Genomic DNA, 16,562 nt, shown 5'->3' with positions numbered 1-16,562 from the left:
GCAATAAAAATGCGTGGCAAAGCGGTAAACTGTCGCCTTTTTCTTGACAGTTTCATTTGAGAATTGGGATAGCGGAAAAAGCGATCGTGGTGCGCGAGTCGTGGAGCGTGCGAGGTGGCCTGGCGTGCGGTTCGGGAAGTTCGGTCAAATCCCGTGTCATGGAAGACAAACTCTGAGGCACCCTTGCTGAGAAAAAGGAAGACGTGCCGCTGGAACTTTATGTGGTCTGGCCCAATTGCCGGAGTAGCGGGTGCCAGAGTGAGTGGGACGACGACAAAATAGCTGACCGGCCGGACGCGCCTCCGGCGAGTGTGACTTGGACATTAACGACCAAACGAAGGAGTGACGCTGTGAGTAATGATAATACGGGTGACGTGGGCACTGCCCCGCGCGCCCAGCCGATGGCCATCAAGGCCCCCACGAAGCGTGGACCAGTCAAGCGTGCCACCGCCGCGAAGCCCGCGACGCGTAAGCCCGCTGCTAAAGCCGCCAAGGTCGCGAAGGCTGCCAAGACCCCACGCGCTGCGGTCAAGAAGGCGCCGCTGAAGAAAGTGGCGGCCAAGAAGGTTGCCGTGAAGAAGCCGGTCGCCGCCAAGGCCGCCGTCAAGAAGCCAGTTGCGAAGGCCACGACACGCAAGACTGCAACTGCCAAGACACCGGTCAGCACGCGTCGCAAGCCAGCGGCGACGAAGGCCGCGACGACGCGTAAGCCCGCGGGCCGTAAGATGGCCGCCGCGCCGAAGCGTGCCGCCGCGAAGACCACCGCCTCGGTGCGCAAGACGGCGACAACCCGCAAGGTTGCCGCAACACGCAAGCCGGCGACCCGCAAGGCCGCGCCCGCCGCGCGCAAAACGGTCACGGCGCGCAAGCCCGCAGCGACCCGCAAGGCCGCTCCGGTCGCTCGCAAGACGGCGACGACGCGCAAGCCCGCCACGACCGCACGCAAGGCGGCACCGGTCGCTCGCAAGACACCGGTTGCTCGCAAGACACCGGTCGCTCGTAAGCCTGCAACGCGTAAGACGGCCGTGGCGAAGCCCGAGCCGAAGACGCGCCGCATGACGGCACCGAAGGTTGAGGCGCCCGCGCCGATGCCGACCAAGATCCGTCGCCCGCGCAAGGCGAAGGAGCCCGTCATGAGCCCGATGGAAACCGCGTCGGACACGATGCCGATGCCGGAATCCGAGACCACGGACTGATCATAAGCCGAAGACAACGCGCGAAAGCGCGCTGTCGGCTTCTGTCGAGGAAAAGGCGTCGCGCGAGCGGCGCCTTTTTTCGTGTCAGGCTTTTTTCGTATTAGTCTGAGGTTGCCAGATCTACGAACCGGTTTGCCTGATCCTGCCACGTAGGCAAGGCACGGCCGGCGTCCCACGCGGCGTCACTCAGCGCGCGGCGCAGCGGCGTGCTGAACACCAACCGCCGCAGCGCCTTGGTGAGTTGCACATAGTCGCGCGGAGGCACGACCGCACTGCATGTGGCGGGAATGACGTCGGTTGCTGCCGCACCCGTCGTCACGGCCAGGGGAATGCCACGACGAACGGCTTCCGCCACCGCCATGCCGTAGCCTTCATGGTCACTGCCCGACACGAAGATATCCGCGCTGCGCCAAAAGTTTTCCATTTCATCGCCGCCACACGAACCGGCGAAGGTCACCCGCGCGGCGATGCCAAGGCTTTCAGCAAGGGCGTACAGCGTCGTCGCATGCACGGGGTCGATGCCGCCGTCGCCGATGAGGGTCAGCCGCCAGTCGAGGTCGGGAAGGCCTGCGAGGGCCCGCAGGACCACGTCATGCCCCTTGCGCGGGATCAGGCTGCCCACGGCGATGAGATGGCATGACGGGCCGCCGGAGCCCGCGCTGCGACCCACATCTGGCATGCCAGGGGCAAGCACATCCACGCATGCGTGCAGTGTCGCGATGCGCGCGGCGACATCCGCACTCGGCACCAGCACGCGGCGCAATGACGGGATGAGGCGCGCCTCGGCTGCCGCGAAGACCGTGCGTTCCGCATCGGGGAGATTTGGTTCGCCGGAGATCGGGTGATGCACCAGGCCGATCGCGCGACCGAGCCCCGCGCCCAGACCGTCGAAGGCGTAAAGACAGAACCCGTCGATTATTATCAATGCGTCGCCGCCACTATGCTCGGCCAGCACAGCCGCCGCCGATGCCCGCGCGGCGTCATCCGGCAAGGGGTGCTGACCGGCGATGGGAATGATCGTGGTCTCATGCCCCAGGTCGCGTAGCGCGCCCGCAAGCCGGTTGTCGTAGACGATCGCGCCTGTCGTCGGTGGAAAGTTTCCGGGGACGAGGAACGTCACGCGCATCCGTGGCTATGCTTTCAGATGGTCCGGGATCGTGAAGCCAAGCTGGTTCGGGATGTTCCAGACTTCCGTAATCGTCTTCATGCGGCGAAAGCCGGCGCGCTCATAGGTGGGCAAGGCGCGCGGATGATCGGCGGTGCAGGTGTTCACCGTCATGCCGCGGATCGGACCGGACCAGGCATTTGCCAGGGCATGTTGCAGGAAAGCATAGCCAAGACCCTTGCCGATCGCATGCGGCATGAGGCCAAAGTAATTGAGGTTGACGATCGGCCAGGGTGTCGCGTCAAGCTCGTAGAAGCCGGCGGTCTCGCCATCGACCGTCAGGAGATGGATGCCCAGCTGTGGGTTGCGCAGCACCGTGGTCAGCTGCGCATCCGGCATCACGCGGCGCAGCCACCACAAATATGGGCCGCCGACATTCTTCTGGAGATCGCGATAGACCTCATTCGAAGGTGCCCGCAGATGCGTCACCGTTGCATTGTCCGGCAAGCTGGGTGCGAAGGCGGCCGGCCGTTCGTTCATGCGCAGGAACGTCACCGCCACGCTGACGCGCGTGATCGTTGGTGGCTCCTGCATCCCCCCGCCGCGGGGTTGTCCGAACATCGGGCCGACCGCCACGCCGCTTAATCGTCCAGGAAGCTGCGCAGCTTTCGGCTGCGGCTCGGGTGCTTCAGCTTGCGCAGCGCCTTCGCCTCGATCTGCCGAATGCGCTCGCGCGTCACGTTGAACTGCTGGCCGACTTCTTCCAGCGTATGGTCGGTGTTCATGCCGATGCCGAAGCGCATACGCAGCACACGCTCCTCACGCGGCGTCAGGCTGGACAGCACCCGCGTCGTCGCCTCACGCAGATTGGCCTGAATTGCGGCATCCAGCGGGATGATCGCGTTCTTGTCCTCGATGAAGTCGCCGAGATGGCTGTCTTCCTCGTCACCGATCGGCGTTTCGAGGCTGATCGGTTCCTTGGCGATCTTGAGGACCTTGCGCACCTTCTCCAGCGGCATGCCGAGCTTCTCGGCAAGCTCTTCCGGCGCCGGCTCGCGGCCGATTTCATGCAGCATCTGGCGCGAGGTACGAACCAGCTTGTTGATCGTCTCGATCATATGGACCGGGATGCGGATGGTCCGAGCCTGATCGGCAATCGAGCGCGTGATCGCCTGGCGGATCCACCAGGTCGCATAGGTGCTGAACTTGTAGCCGCGGCGATACTCGAACTTATCGACGGCCTTCATCAGGCCGATATTGCCTTCCTGAATGAGGTCAAGGAACTGCAAGCCGCGATTGGTGTATTTCTTGGCGATCGAAATCACCAAGCGGAGGTTCGCCTCGATCATCTCCTTCTTGGCGCGTGCACTGTCCCGCTCGCCACGGCTGACGGTCATATAGACGCGGCGGAATTCCTCGATCGGCAGGCTCGCATCCGTCGCGATAGCGCCGATCTGGCTGCGTAAGGCCGCGACTTGCTCGCCGTTCTTGGCGATGAACAGCTTCCAGCCTCGGGTCGAGAGGGTGCTGACGCGCTCGATCCAGTTGGGGTCCAGCTCGCTGCCGCGATATTCGCGCAGGAATTCCTCGCGGCCGACCTTGCTGGCTTCCGCCATCCGCAGAATCTGGCCTTCCATCGTCGTCAGCCGCTGATTGAGCTGCTTGAACTGAGCGACCAGCTCTTCGATACGATTGTTGTGCAAGCGGACCTGGCGCACTTTCGCGACCAGTTCCTCGCGCTGCTTCACGTAGCTCTTTTCAGAGCGCACGTTCATTTCCTCGCCGCTGGTCATCGATTCCAGCCGCTTGTGCTGCACTTTGTGCAGCTTCTTGTACAGCGCCTCGATTTCCTCGAAGGTCGCGAGGGTGTCGGGTTTCAGCTTCTCTTCAAGCGCGGACAGGGACAGGCTGCTGCCTTCGCCTTCCTCGTCATCGGATTCCTCGGCGGCTTCGAAGGCCGGCGGCGCCGGGGGTGCCACGGCATCCGGGTCTTCGGCCTCGGCGCCTTCCACGGGCGGATTGCCCATGCCCTGTGTCGCTTCAAGATCGATGATGTCGCGCAGCAGGATCTTGCCGTTCTTCAGCGCGTCGTGCCAGGCGACGATGGCGCGGAAGGTCAGCGGGCTTTCGCACAGGCCGCTGATCATCATGTCGCGGCCGGCTTCGATCCGCTTCGCGATCGCGATTTCGCCTTCGCGCGACAGCAGCTCGACGCTGCCCATTTCGCGCAGGTACATGCGAACCGGGTCATCGGTGCGTCCGGCGGTCTCGGCATTGATATTGCCGGCCTGCTCGGTGCCTTCCTCTTCCTCGGCTTCGGCGGGCTTGGCGGCCGCAGGCTCGCCTTCCTCGTTCTCCTCGCCCTCGACGACCTGGATGCCCATTTCACTGAGCATCGACATCACGTCCTCGATCTGCTCGGAGCTATTCTGCTCCGGCGGAAGGACGGCGTTCAGCTCGTCGAAGGTGATGTAGCCGCGTTCCTTGCCCTTCGCGATCAGGCGCTTCACGGCACCGGATTGCGTGTCGAGCGTGGTCTCGGTGTCGGTGTCGGGCGCCGGCGCCTCAGCAGTTGCAGCAGGTTTGGTTGCCATTATTTACACCCTTCCGCCGTGGACCGCTTGGCGTTCATGCCCCAAGATTGGGGCGCTATTCTGATCATCATAGGCTTATCAAACAGTGGCATCGGTTTCTCCGCGTCGGACGCGGTTCCAGGACTGTGTCAGCGCGATGAGTCTGCGCTGATTGGCCTCGGTCGGATCGGCCACGAAATCACGTTCTGCAACCCTTAGATCCGCCTCGATATGTGGCCCGCGCATAAATCCGTAAATCTGCCACCACTGATAGGCTGCGTCCGCCGGTGCCGCTTCCGGCATTGCACCCGCAGGCAAAGGCCGCGCGTCCAACACGGCCGAGACCACCATATCCAATCCGAGCCGGCGGAGATGGGCGTTCAAGGCCTCCGAGTCAAGGATCGGGTGGCTCGCCAACCATGCGCCCATCGCAGCGCGCAACTGCGCAAGCGGCTCTGGCAGGTCCAGCATCTCCAAAGGTTCGTCGAGATCGGGCAGTAAAATTGGATGGGCGAGGAGAATAGCGAGGAGCACCCGGCCGCGTTCATGTTCGGTGGTTTCGTCGCTCATCCGCGGGCGCACACCAATAAGTCGTGCAGGTGGCGCGGATTTCCAGGGGCCACGGTCCTGCTTCTGCTTGAAGGCCCCGCGGGACTGGGCGCCTTTATCCGCATACCAACGGTCGCGCAGCGTGGTGCGGTAGGTATCGGCCAAGGCGCGATCGGGAATCGATTTCGACGTTTCGTCCAGCCGGTTGCGCAGCCGCGCCCATCCTTCAGGCGACGCGGGACCGATCTCATCCTTGATCAGCCCGTAGATGGCGCTGCCGAGTTCATCGCGCGTCAGTTCATCCGCCATGCCTTGGCGGCCGCGCCTTCCTACGACGGTATCGGGGTCTTCACCCTCCGGCAGGACCACCACACCCAGGCTGCGCTCCGGCGTCAGCAGCGGTAAAGCGAGGCCAATGACGCGGCGGCCCGCCTTGCGGCCGGCGCTATCGCCATCGAAACAAAACACCGGCCGCTCATCCTGCTGCCACAGGGCATCGAGCTGCTCAGAGGTCAGCGCCGTGCCGAGGGGGGCAACGGCCGGAAATCCTGCTTGGGCAAGGGCGATCACGTCCATATAGCCTTCCACCACCACAAGACCCTGCCGCTTGCCATCGCTCGTTGCCGGCTTGCGGGCCTTGGCCAGCTCCAGCTTCGCAAGATCGAGGCCATAGAGGGTGCGCCGCTTGGAAAAGAGCGCCGTCTCGGGCCCATTCAGATATTTCGGCTGGCCGTCATTCATGATCCGGCCGCCGAAGCTGATGGCGCGTCCGCGTGGGTCGCGAATCGGAAACATCACCCGGCCGTAGAACAGATCGACCATGCGGCCGTCCTCTGCCTGCTTCATGAGCCCGGCTTCGACCAATTGCAGCTGTTCGATGCCCTCCCGCGCCAAGTCGGCGGCCAGCGCGCCGCGTCCGGCGCCGGAATAGCCGAGGCCGAAACGCCGGATGGTGTCCTCCGTCAGGCCGCGCTTGCGAAGATAGTCCAACGCTGGGCGGCCCTCGGCTGTCATCAGCCGCGCCTGGAAATTACTGGCAGCGGCGGCGAGCACGTCATGCAGGTCGGCGCGCCTGCGCTCGGCCGCGACAGCCTCGGGGGAGGCGCGCGGCACTTCCAGCCCGGCCTCGGCGGCGAGCTGCTCGATGGCTTCCATGAAGGCCGCATTCTGCGTTTGCATGACGAAGCCGATGGCATCGCCATGCGCGCCGCAGCCAAAGCAGTGATAGTGGTCGGCATAGACGTAGAAGGAGGGCGACTTCTCGTTATGGAAGGGGCAGCAGCCCTTCCAGTCCCGCGCCGAGCGCGTGAGTTTGGTACGCCGCCCGATCAGCGCCGCCAGAGGCGTGCGGGCCCGCAGCTCATCCAGAAAGGATGGGGGAAGCGCCATGCCTGCGTCAGCCCGCGAGTGCGGCTTTCACGAAGGCGCCGATGCGCGACATATCCAGCGCCGCGCCGTGCTCGGCCTTGAGCGCCGCCATGACGCGGCCCATGTCCTTCGGACCCGTGGCACCGGTGGAGGCGACTGCCGCCTCGGACGCCGCCTTCATCTGCGCATCGTCCAGGCTTTTGGGCAGGAAGCCCTCGATGACCGTGATCTCGGCCTCTTCCTTGGCGGCGAGTTCCGGGCGATTGCCTTTTTCGTAGAGCTCGATCGCCTCGCGCCGGGGCTTGATCATGCTGCGCATCATGGCGAGCACCTCGTCATCCGCGATCTTCTCGACGCCCTTGGGCCGAGCCGCGATGTCCGTGTCCTTGAGCCGCGACAGGATCATGCGGATGGTGGACAGCCGGGCGGTGTCGCCAGACTTCATCGCCGTCTTCATCGCCGTGCTCAGATCGTCCCGGATGGCCATGTTTCGTCTCCCGCTTCGCTCCGCCCTCGCGGAAATTTTTTCCCAGCTCAGCCTCCTGAAATGAGAAGAGCGTTGAATTGGGAAATCTCTTCCCGTATGTGAGGGCCATGCCCGTGACAGTCAATGATATCGTAGAACGCCTCGGCGGTCCCGAGGCTGCGGCCCGTCTTACCAATGTCGGGAGCGAAGCGCTCCGAAAATGGCGGCAGTCCGGGGTGATCCCGTCCCGTCATTGGCGCGCCATCATCGCCGCGACCGGCCTGTCCCTGGGTGACATGCCCGGCGTCGCTGAAGCGCTGACCTCGACCTCCAAGGACATGCACGCCATGCCAGACGCCGTTCCGCCCGAGTTCGCGATCCCCGAGGGCGCGAACGCGCTTCTGGTGCTGTCGGATGGCAGTCTGTGGTGGGGCAGGGGCTTCGGCGCCCATACGCAGTATGGCGCGGCCCGCGTGGGGGAGCTTTGCTTCAACACCGGCATGACCGGCTATCAGGAGACGATGACCGACGCGTCCTTCGCCGGGCAGATCGTCACCTTCACCTTCCCCCATATCGGCAATGTCGGCGCCAATCCCGAGGATGACGAGGCGACGACGCCCGCCGCCCTCGGTCTGATCACCGCGCAGGACATCACGGCGCCGAGCAATTGGCGGGCGACGCGCAGCTTCCAGGATTGGCTGGTCGCGGTCGATCTGCCTGGCATCGGCGGAATCGACACGCGGGCGCTCACCATCCGCATCCGTGACGGCGGACCGCCGACGGCTGTGCTGTGCTACCCCGCGAGCGGGCGCTTCGACATTCCCGCCCTGCGCGCCCAGGCCGCCGGCTGGCCGGGATTGGAAGGCATGGACCTCGCCAAGGCCGTGTCTTGCGCCCAGACTTACGAATGGGACGCGACGGTGTGGCAATGGGGTGAGGCGCCGGGCCACCAAACCGCGCCGCGCCACCATGTGGTCGCCGTCGATTACGGCGCCAAGCGCAATATCCTGCGCAGCCTCGCCTCCGCCGGTTGCCGCGTGACGGTGGTGCCCGCCGATGCGACGGCGGAGGATATTCTGCGCCACAAGCCCAATGGCGTGTTCCTGTCGAATGGTCCCGGCGATCCGGCGGCAACCGGCGTCTATGCCGAAGCCGCCATTCAGGGCGTGCTCGCGGCGGAGATTCCGGTGTTCGGCATCTGCCTCGGTCATCAGCTTCTCGCCCGCGCCCTAGGCGCCAAAACCTATAAGCTTGATCGCGGTCATCGCGGCGCCAATCAGCCGGTGAAGGATCTCGTCACCGGAAAGGTCGAGATCACGAGCCAGAACCATGGCTTCGCAGTCGATGACAAGTCGCTCCCCGAAGGCGTGACGATCACCCATGTCAGCCTGTTCGACGGCAGTAACGAAGGCATCGCGGCGCCAGCCAAGCGCGCCTTCTCGGTGCAGTACCACCCCGAGGCAAGTCCGGGGCCGAGTGACAGTCACCACCTGTTCCACCGCTTCGTGGCGATGATGGGCGAGAAGGTTTAACCATGCCGAAACGCACCGACATCAAATCCATCCTCATCATCGGCGCCGGCCCGATCGTCATCGGTCAGGCCTGTGAATTCGATTATTCCGGCGCCCAGGCCTGCAAGGCTCTGCGCGAGGAAGGCTACCGGGTCATCCTGATCAACTCCAACCCGGCGACGATCATGACCGATCCGTCGCTGGCTGACGCCACCTATATCGAGCCGATCACGCCGGAAATCGTCGAGCGCATCATCATGCGTGAGAAGCCGGATGCGCTGCTGCCGACCATGGGCGGCCAGACGGCGCTGAACACCGCGCTCGCGCTCGATCGCTCCGGCGCCCTCAAGCGCCTCGGTGTGGAACTGATCGGCGCCAAGGCCGATGTCATCGACCGTGCCGAGGATCGCCTGAAGTTCCGCGACGCGATGACCGAAATCGGCATCGAGAGTCCGATCAGCGCCATTGCCCATACGCTGGCCGAGGCGCGCGAGGCGCTGGCGCTGGTGGGTCTTCCCGCCGTCATTCGCCCCAGCTTCACGCTCGGCGGCACCGGTGGCGGTATCGCCTATAACAAGACCGAGTTCGAGCGCATCGTGTTGGGCGGCCTCGAAGCCAGCCCGACCACCGAGGTGCTCATCGAGGAGAGTGTGCTCGGCTGGAAGGAATATGAGATGGAAGTTGTCCGCGACAGCGCGGACAACTGCATCATCGTCTGCGCCATCGAGAACGTCGATCCGATGGGCGTGCATACCGGCGACAGCGTGACCGTAGCACCCGCGCTCACGCTGACCGACAAAGAATACCAGCGCATGCGTGATGCCTCCATCGCCTGCCTGCGCAAGATCGGTGTCGATACCGGCGGATCGAACGTGCAATTTGGCCTCAACCCGGTCGATGGCCGCATGGTCGTCATCGAAATGAACCCGCGCGTCTCGCGGTCTTCGGCGCTCGCGTCCAAGGCGACCGGCTTCCCGATCGCCAAGATCGCGGCGAAACTCGCCGTTGGCTACACGCTCGATGAGCTGACAAACGACATCACCCGCACAACGCCTGCGAGTTTCGAGCCGACGATCGACTATGTCGTGGTCAAGATCCCCCGCTTCACCTTCGAGAAGTTCCCCGGCACGCCGGCGCTGCTCTCCACCAGCATGAAGTCGGTGGGCGAGGCGATGTCGATCGGCCGCTCCTTCGCGGAAGCCTTGCAGAAGGGGCTGCGCAGCATGGAGACGGGATTCTCCGGTCTCGATGAAATCGAGGCACCGGGTGACGGCACGGCCGAAGCCTTCCGCGCGGCCCTGTCCGCGCCGCGCCCCGATCGGCTGGTGATGGCGGCGCAGGCGATCCGCGCCGGCCTCAGCCTTCAGGACATTCACGAGTGCTGCAAGTTCGATCCCTGGTTCCTGGGTGAGCTGAAGCGCATCGTCGATGCCGAGGTTGAGTTGCGCGGGAAGGGCCTGCCGCAAACGGCGCTCGGTATGCGTAAGGCCAAGGCGCTCGGTTTTTCCGATCACCAGCTCGGCCATCTGACGGGCCAGACGACGGAGACGGTGACCGCGCTGCGCCACAGGCTGAACGTGACGCCCGTCTATAAGCGCATCGACACCTGCGCCGCCGAATTCGGTTCCGCCACACCTTATATGTACTCGACCTACGAAACCGGCTTCGGCGTCCCGGTTTGCGAAAGCAACCCGACCGACCGGACCAAGGTCATCATCCTCGGCGGCGGTCCCAACCGCATCGGCCAGGGCATCGAGTTCGACTATTGCTGCGTCCACGCGGCCTATGCGCTGAAGGAAGCCGGCTTTGAGACCATCATGGTCAATTGCAATCCGGAAACCGTCAGCACCGATTACGACACGTCCGACCGTCTCTATTTCGAGCCGCTGACCGCCGAGGATGTCATCGCCCTGATCCGGCGCGAGCAGGAGAATGGCACCGTGCTCGGCTGCATCGTGCAATATGGCGGGCAGACCCCGCTGAAGCTGTCGCAGTCCCTGGCCGCCGCCGGCATTCCCGTGCTCGGCACGAGTGCGGACGCCATCGACATCGCCGAGGACCGTGAGCGCTTTCAGGTGCTGCTGCATAAGCTGGGTCTGCGGCAGCCGGAGAACGGCATCGCGCGGTCCACGGCGGAAGCCGAGGCCATTACCGAGCGCATCGGCTTTCCCGTCGTCATCCGGCCAAGCTATGTGCTCGGCGGTCGCGCCATGGAAATCGTGCATGATCGCACGCAGCTCGCGCGCTATATGCGCGAAGCGGTGCGCGTCTCGGGTGAGAACCCTGTGCTCATCGACCGCTATCTGAATGACGCCATCGAAGTCGATGTCGATTGCATCTGCGACGGTGACGACGTGTTCGTGGCCGGCGTCATGGAGCATATCGAGGAAGCCGGCATTCATTCCGGGGACAGCGCCTGTTCGCTCCCGCCCTATTCGCTGTCGCCGGCGATCGTCGAGGAAATGAAGGCCGAGACCGTCGCCATGGCACGCGCGCTGAACGTCGTCGGCCTCATGAACGTCCAATACGCCATCAAGGACGACACGATCTATGTGCTGGAGGTCAATCCCCGCGCTTCCCGCACCGTGCCCTTCGTTGCCAAGGCAACCGGCGTACCGCTCGCCAAGATCGGCGCGCAGGTCATGGCCGGCGCCAAGCTGAAGAACTTCGCCCTGGGCGAGCAGGCGGTCGGCCGGCATGTCGCGGTGAAGGAGGCGGTGTTCCCCTTCGCCCGCTTCCCCGAAGTGGACACGATCCTGGGGCCGGAGATGAAGTCGACCGGTGAGGTGATGGGCCTCGACACCAGCTTTGCCCGCGCCTTCGCCAAGGCGCAGCTTGGCGCCGGCGTCATTCTGCCGATGCAGGGCGCCGTGTTTCTGTCGGTGAAGGATGCGGACAAGGCGGCGCTGGTGCCGCTCGCCCGGCGGCTGACCGAAATGGGCTTCGCCATTGTCGCGACACGCGGCACGGCGGCTCGCATCAAGGAGGCTGGGCTGGAGGTTCGGATCGTCGCCAAGGTGCTGGAAGGCCGGCCGCATTGCGTCGATGCCATCCAGTCCGGCGAAATCCAAATGGTGATCAACACCGCCTCGACCCCGCAATCGGTCACAGACAGCTTCGATATCCGGCGCAGCGCGCTGACCCGGAGCATTCCGCATTTCACCACGATCGCCGGCGCCAGGGCCGCCGTTCACGCCGTTGCAGCCCTGAAATCCGGGCCGCTTGATGTCGCGCCCTTACAGTCCTACTTTCGTTCCCCGTTCTAAAGAGCGGGGGCCGGGTCATCCGTGATCCGGCTTCGTTGTTTGTGACTGCGAGGATTGCGCGTGCAGAAATTCCCGATGACCGGACCCGGCCTCGTTCGCCTTGAGACGGAGTTGCGCCAACTGCGTGCCGAAGAGCGGCCGGCCGTTATTCGTGCCATCGCCGAGGCGCGCGCGCATGGCGATCTGAGCGAGAACGCCGAATACCATGCCGCGCGGGAGCGTCAGTCTTTCATCGAAGGCCGCATTCAGGAGCTGGAGGAGGTCACTTCGGCCGCCGAGGTCATCGACCCGACCACGCTCACGGGCGACCACGTCAAGTTCGGCGCTCATGTAAAGCTGCTGGACGAGGAGACCGAGAAAGAATCCAGCTATCAGATCGTCGGTGTCTATGAAGCGGACATCAAGCAGGCGCTGTTGTCGATCTCCTCGCCGCTCGCCAAGGCGATGATCGGCAAGAAGGTCGGCGACACCGTCTCGGTGCCCGCGCCGGGTGGCGACCGCTCCTACGAGATCGTCTCGATCCGGTACGGGTGATCGGCCGCGCCATGACTGTCACCTTCGCCGACGTGCAGGCCGCGGCCGGGCGCATCGCCGGCCGCGTGCTGCGCACGCCCGCCATCCGCTCTGATTCTCTCAGCCGGGCGACGGGCGCCGAAATCTTCCTCAAGCTCGATAATCTTCAGGCCACCGGCGCTTTTAAGGAGCGTGGTGCCGCCAATCGGCTGGCCCTGCTGACGCCCGAGGAGCAGGCACGCGGCGTCGTGGCGATGTCCGCCGGCAATCATGCGCAGGCGGTGGCGCGCCACGCGCATCTGCTGGGCATTGCCGCCACGATCGTCATGCCGCGCTTCACGCCGGTCACCAAGGTCACGCGCACGGCGGCCTGGGGCGCGCGCGTGGTGCTGCATGGGGAGATGTTGGCCGAAGCCGCAGCCCATGCGCATCACCTTGCGGAGACCGAAGGGCTGGTCTTCATCCACCCCTATGACGATGCCGGCATCATCGCGGGGCAGGGGACGCTGGCCCTGGAACTGTTGCAGGACTTTCCCGATCTCGATGCGCTGGTCGTGCCGGTCGGTGGCGGCGGATTGCTGTCCGGCTGCGCCGTCGCGGCGTGCGCTATGAACCCGCACATCGAAGTGATCGGCGTCGAGGTCGATAGCTACAGTGCCATGGCCCAGCGCCTCGCGGGCCAGCCCGTTTCGGTTGGCGGCTCAACGATCGCCGAGGGCATCGCGGTGCGGGACGTGGGGGAACTGACCTTCGCCATCCTGCGCGACCTGGGCACGGAGGTTCTGCTGGTGCCGGAAGCGGCGGTCGAGCAGGGCATCGCCATGCTCGCGGAAGGCGCCAAGATGGTGGCGGAAGGCGCCGGCGCTGCCGCGCTCGCGGCGGTCTTGACCTATCCAGATCGTTTCGCCGGCAAGCGGGTGGGCATTCCTATTTGTGGCGGTAATATCGACGCGCGCATTCTGGCCAATACGCTGCTGCGCAACCTGCTGCGCGATGGGCGGCTGCTGCGGGTGATCATGGAAATCCCTGATCGCCCCGGCGTCTTGGGCGACATCTCCACGCGCATCGGCAATGAGGGCGGCAATATTATCGAGGTATCGCATCACCGGCTGTTCACCTCGCCGACCGTTCAGGCCGCGCAGTTGGAGGTGATGATCGAGGCGCGGGACGCCGCCCACGGTGCCGCGATCCAGGCGAAGTTGGAAGAGAGCTACATCGTCCGCCGGGCGTAGGTTCGCCATCCCCGTGTGGTGGCTGATAACGCTGCGCTCATCCGCCCTACCAATGCGTGGTGATGATCAATCCATCGCGGCGTGGGCGGTTGGGTCCTTGATCGGCGCCACCTTGGCGCGGCGCATCATCGGCAGCAGAAAAACACACGGCACGGTACACAGCGTCAGCAGCATGAAGGCATCGCCGTAGCCCACGATGCTGGCCTGCCGCGTCACCATGGCATCGAGCGCCACGGCCCCAGCCGCCGTCGTCGGGTCCATCATGACACTGCCCACCGTGCCGACGTCATGATGAAAGACATGCGCGAAGGGCGTCACGAAATAGCTCAGCACTGCATGCTCATACTGCGTCATGTGCGACACCACCGCTGAACTTACCGAAGTGCCGATGGCCATGCCGATGTTGCGCGTCAGGCTCAGTGCGGCAGCGCCATCCCCTCGCAGCATCGGATTGAGCGTCGCGAAGGCGATGAGCTGCAAGGGCATGAAGACGAAACCCATGCCGAAACCCTGAATCACGATCGTGATGAGAATGGCGTTGCTGGAAACGTCTGGCGTCCACTGCGTCATCTCCCACAATGACCCACCCATGAGGATGATGCCGACGAGGATCTGTAGCCGTGGATCGGCCTTGGTGCCCAACCTACCCGCGAGCATCATCGCGGCCATGGTACCGAAGCCGCGCGGGGCCATTTCCAAACCCGCCGCGCGCACCGAATAGCCCGACAGCCGTTGCAGATAGGGCGCGAGCAGCGCCGAACTCGACAGCAGCACCAGGCCGACCAGGAACATCATCAGGATCGCGCTCAGCAAATTGCTGTCGGTAAAGATGCCTTTCGGCAGCAAAGGCCGATCCGAGGTCAGCATATGGACGGTGAAGAGATAGAAGCCGAGGGCGGCCAGCACCGTCTCAAAAATGATCTCGTTCGAGCTCAGCCAGTCCTTGGTCTCACCGCGATCCAAGGCCAATTGCAGGCCGGCGAGCGCCACGGCGAGAATGCCGAAGCCCAGGAAGTCGAAGCCCTTCACCTTACGCTCCCCCTCCTCGCGCATGAAGGCGGTCACCCCGAGGGTCGCCGCGATGCCGAAGGGCAGATTGACGAAGAACACCCAACGCCAGTTGTAGAGGTCGGTCAGATAGCCACCGAGCGTCGGCCCCAAAATTGGCCCCAACATCACGCCCATGCCCCAGAGGGCCATCGCGGAGCCGCGCTTTTCCATCGGATAGATATTGAGGAGCGTGGACTGCGACAGCGGCACCAAGGCCGCACCGAACACGCCTTGCAGGAAGCGGAAGATCACCATCTCCCCAATGCTTCCGGCAATGCCGCACAGCATGGAGGTGGCGGTGAAGCCGATCAGGCTGACCAGAAGAACGTTCTTGGTGCCGAAGCGCGCGCTCAGCCAACCCACCGGCGCGGTCATGATCGCCGCAGCGACCACGTAAGACGTCAGCACCCAGTTGATCTGGTCGGAATTCGCCGACAGCGTGCCTTGCATATAGGGCAGCGCGACGTTCGCGATGGTGCTGTCCAGCGCCTGCATCAAGGTCGCGAGCATGACGCAGACCGTGATGATCATGCGCGTGGCGGGCGTGATCCGGGCGTGAAGCGGAAGCGTCTCGCTCATGGCGTTATGGGATCAGATCGTGGACGTGCCGGATATGGCCCGTATCGACTGAGACGACGACACTCATGCCGGCGCGCAGCGGCATGGTGGTGGGACCGCCGGTGATCTTGATGCGAACGGGGATGCGCTGCACCACCTTCACCCAATTGCCGGAGGAATTTTCAGCGGGCAGCAGCGAGAACTGGGAGCCAGAGGCCGGGGCGATGGACTGCACCTCGCCCTTCCAGCTGCTGCCGGGATAGCTGTCCACGGTGATGGTGACCGGCTGGCCTTCCCGCACATGCGTGAGCTGCGTCTCCTTTGGCTGCGCCGTGATGAAGACGTCATCGGTCGAGACGATGCCGAAGGCCGACGCTGACGCCATGAGGTATTGGCCGCGCTGCAAGGATTCGACGTTCGTGACGATGCCGTTGAACGGCGCGCGCACGATCGTATGGTCGAGCTGACGCTGCGCCTCCGCCACATCCGCCTGAGCGCTGAGGTAATCGGGCATCTGCTCGACAGGCTTGGTCGCATCCCCGCCGAGCTTGGCGAGCTGGGTTTTCGCGGCCTCATCCAGTGCCGCGACATTCGCTTGGTCGGCCTGCAGCTTGTATTTCGCGTCGTCATATTCGGCGCGGGTCACGCCACCGCTTTTAATGAGGGAGGCATAGCGCCCGAAGCTCGCCTGGTCGCCGGCGACCTGGGCCTTGGCGGTATCGCTGTCGCGCAGCATGCGCTGGTAGTCTTGTTCCATGGCCGTCAGCATCAGCGCCGTCTGCGCCAATTTGGCGCGCGCACCGTCTAGCGCGATTTGGAAGTGATGCTGGCCCAACCGGAACAGCGGCTGACCCGCCTTGACCGTGTCGCCCTCATGCACGTCGATCTGGCCGACGATGCCGGAGACGTCGGTGGTGGCATTGACCTCGGCCGCCTGCACATAGGCGTCGTCGGTGGACATGTAGCGGCCACCGTTCAGCCAGAAATAGCCGCTGCCGACCACCACCACGCCGATGCCGCCGAGCATGAGGATCGGGCGCAGCAGGCTGCGTCGCTTGGCAGGTGGCTTAGCGGCCGGGGCCTGTGCCGCGGATTGTCCGGGTTGGGCCGAGCCAGGCGTAGGCGTATTGCCCGCGTCCGCCGTGGTGCGGTCGCGCGTCGAAATCTGGTTCATT

Annotated in this window: 12 protein-coding genes; 5 read left to right on the top strand and 7 right to left on the bottom strand. The window is 64.5% G+C overall.

Features of this window, described 5'->3' with window-relative positions; translation table 11 throughout:
* Positions 1-350 precede the first annotated feature (350 nt).
* Positions 351-1,196 carry a hypothetical protein gene (locus QP803_RS12700; RefSeq protein WP_284943844.1) on the top strand — a complete coding sequence of 282 codons (846 nt, stop codon included), beginning with the start codon at positions 351-353 and terminating at the stop codon, positions 1,194-1,196.
* A gap of 100 nt (positions 1,197-1,296) precedes the next feature.
* On the opposite strand, the gene QP803_RS12695 is transcribed toward QP803_RS12700, so the two are convergent.
* The 5 genes from QP803_RS12695 to QP803_RS12675 all read right to left on the bottom strand — a co-directional run bounded on the left by QP803_RS12695 (position 1,297) and on the right by QP803_RS12675 (position 7,278).
* On the bottom strand, positions 1,297-2,316 hold the full coding sequence (locus QP803_RS12695) for a glycosyltransferase family 4 protein (RefSeq protein ID WP_284943843.1): 1,020 nt from the start codon (positions 2,314-2,316) through the stop codon (positions 1,297-1,299).
* 12 nt (positions 2,317-2,328) lie between these two features.
* Positions 2,329-2,922, bottom strand: coding sequence for a GNAT family N-acetyltransferase (locus tag QP803_RS12690; RefSeq protein ID WP_284943842.1), 594 nt, complete (start codon positions 2,920-2,922; stop codon positions 2,329-2,331).
* A 20-nt stretch (positions 2,923-2,942) separates the two neighbouring features.
* Positions 2,943-4,895: an RNA polymerase sigma factor RpoD gene (rpoD, locus tag QP803_RS12685; protein ID WP_284943841.1), complete on the bottom strand. Its 1,953-nt coding sequence runs from the start codon at positions 4,893-4,895 to the stop codon at positions 2,943-2,945.
* Positions 4,896-4,973: 78 nt separating this feature from the next.
* Positions 4,974-6,812, bottom strand: a complete 1,839-nt coding sequence (dnaG, locus tag QP803_RS12680; RefSeq protein WP_284943840.1) for a DNA primase — start codon at positions 6,810-6,812, stop codon at positions 4,974-4,976.
* A 7-nt stretch (positions 6,813-6,819) separates the two neighbouring features.
* The gene (locus QP803_RS12675; RefSeq protein WP_284943839.1) at positions 6,820-7,278 is read right to left on the bottom strand and encodes a GatB/YqeY domain-containing protein; all 459 of its coding nucleotides are present in this window, start codon (positions 7,276-7,278) and stop codon (positions 6,820-6,822) included.
* A gap of 107 nt (positions 7,279-7,385) precedes the next feature.
* Here QP803_RS12675 and carA point away from each other — a divergent pair, with 107 nt between their 5' ends.
* The 4 genes from carA to QP803_RS12655 are packed head-to-tail and all read left to right on the top strand — an operon-like array spanning position 7,386 to position 13,779.
* Complete coding sequence (gene carA / locus QP803_RS12670) at positions 7,386-8,789, top strand: glutamine-hydrolyzing carbamoyl-phosphate synthase small subunit (protein WP_284943838.1); 1,404 nt, start codon at positions 7,386-7,388, stop codon at positions 8,787-8,789.
* Positions 8,790-8,791: 2 nt separating this feature from the next.
* Positions 8,792-12,034 carry a carbamoyl-phosphate synthase large subunit gene (gene carB, locus QP803_RS12665; protein WP_284943837.1) on the top strand — a complete coding sequence of 1,081 codons (3,243 nt, stop codon included), beginning with the start codon at positions 8,792-8,794 and terminating at the stop codon, positions 12,032-12,034.
* A 60-nt stretch (positions 12,035-12,094) separates the two neighbouring features.
* The gene (greA, locus tag QP803_RS12660) at positions 12,095-12,568 is read left to right on the top strand and encodes a transcription elongation factor GreA (protein ID WP_284943836.1); all 474 of its coding nucleotides are present in this window, start codon (positions 12,095-12,097) and stop codon (positions 12,566-12,568) included.
* 11 nt (positions 12,569-12,579) lie between these two features.
* The gene (locus tag QP803_RS12655) at positions 12,580-13,779 is read left to right on the top strand and encodes a threonine ammonia-lyase (RefSeq protein WP_284943835.1); all 1,200 of its coding nucleotides are present in this window, start codon (positions 12,580-12,582) and stop codon (positions 13,777-13,779) included.
* Positions 13,780-13,845: 66 nt separating this feature from the next.
* On the opposite strand, the gene QP803_RS12650 is transcribed toward QP803_RS12655, so the two are convergent.
* A complete protein-coding gene (locus tag QP803_RS12650) occupies positions 13,846-15,408 on the bottom strand; it encodes a DHA2 family efflux MFS transporter permease subunit (protein ID WP_284943834.1) in 1,563 nt (520 codons plus the stop codon).
* A gap of 4 nt (positions 15,409-15,412) precedes the next feature.
* Entirely contained in the window at positions 15,413-16,561 is a 1,149-nt protein-coding gene (locus tag QP803_RS12645) for an HlyD family secretion protein (RefSeq protein WP_284943833.1), read from the bottom strand.
* Position 16,562: the final 1 nt, after the last annotated feature.

The organism is Acidisoma sp. PAMC 29798, from assembly GCF_030252425.1.
GTDB lineage: Bacteria > Pseudomonadota > Alphaproteobacteria > Acetobacterales > Acetobacteraceae > Acidisoma > Acidisoma cladoniae.
This window is presented reverse-complemented; position numbering and strand designations above follow the sequence as displayed.

What these genes read in the sequence shown, in the direction of transcription:
- QP803_RS12655 (WP_284943835.1), top strand. Translation starts at nt 12,580, where the DNA reads ATGACTGTCACCTTCGCCGACGTGCAGGCCGCGGCCGGGCGCATCGCC.
- QP803_RS12650 (WP_284943834.1), bottom strand. Translation starts at nt 15,408, where the DNA reads ATGAGCGAGACGCTTCCGCTTCACGCCCGGATCACGCCCGCCACGCGC.
- carB (WP_284943837.1), top strand. Translation starts at nt 8,792, where the DNA reads ATGCCGAAACGCACCGACATCAAATCCATCCTCATCATCGGCGCCGGC.
- QP803_RS12675 (WP_284943839.1), bottom strand. Translation starts at nt 7,278, where the DNA reads ATGGCCATCCGGGACGATCTGAGCACGGCGATGAAGACGGCGATGAAG.
- carA (WP_284943838.1), top strand. Translation starts at nt 7,386, where the DNA reads ATGCCCGTGACAGTCAATGATATCGTAGAACGCCTCGGCGGTCCCGAG.
- QP803_RS12690 (WP_284943842.1), bottom strand. Translation starts at nt 2,922, where the DNA reads ATGTTCGGACAACCCCGCGGCGGGGGGATGCAGGAGCCACCAACGATC.
- dnaG (WP_284943840.1), bottom strand. Translation starts at nt 6,812, where the DNA reads ATGGCGCTTCCCCCATCCTTTCTGGATGAGCTGCGGGCCCGCACGCCT.
- rpoD (WP_284943841.1), bottom strand. Translation starts at nt 4,895, where the DNA reads ATGGCAACCAAACCTGCTGCAACTGCTGAGGCGCCGGCGCCCGACACC.
- QP803_RS12645 (WP_284943833.1), bottom strand. Translation starts at nt 16,561, where the DNA reads ATGAACCAGATTTCGACGCGCGACCGCACCACGGCGGACGCGGGCAAT.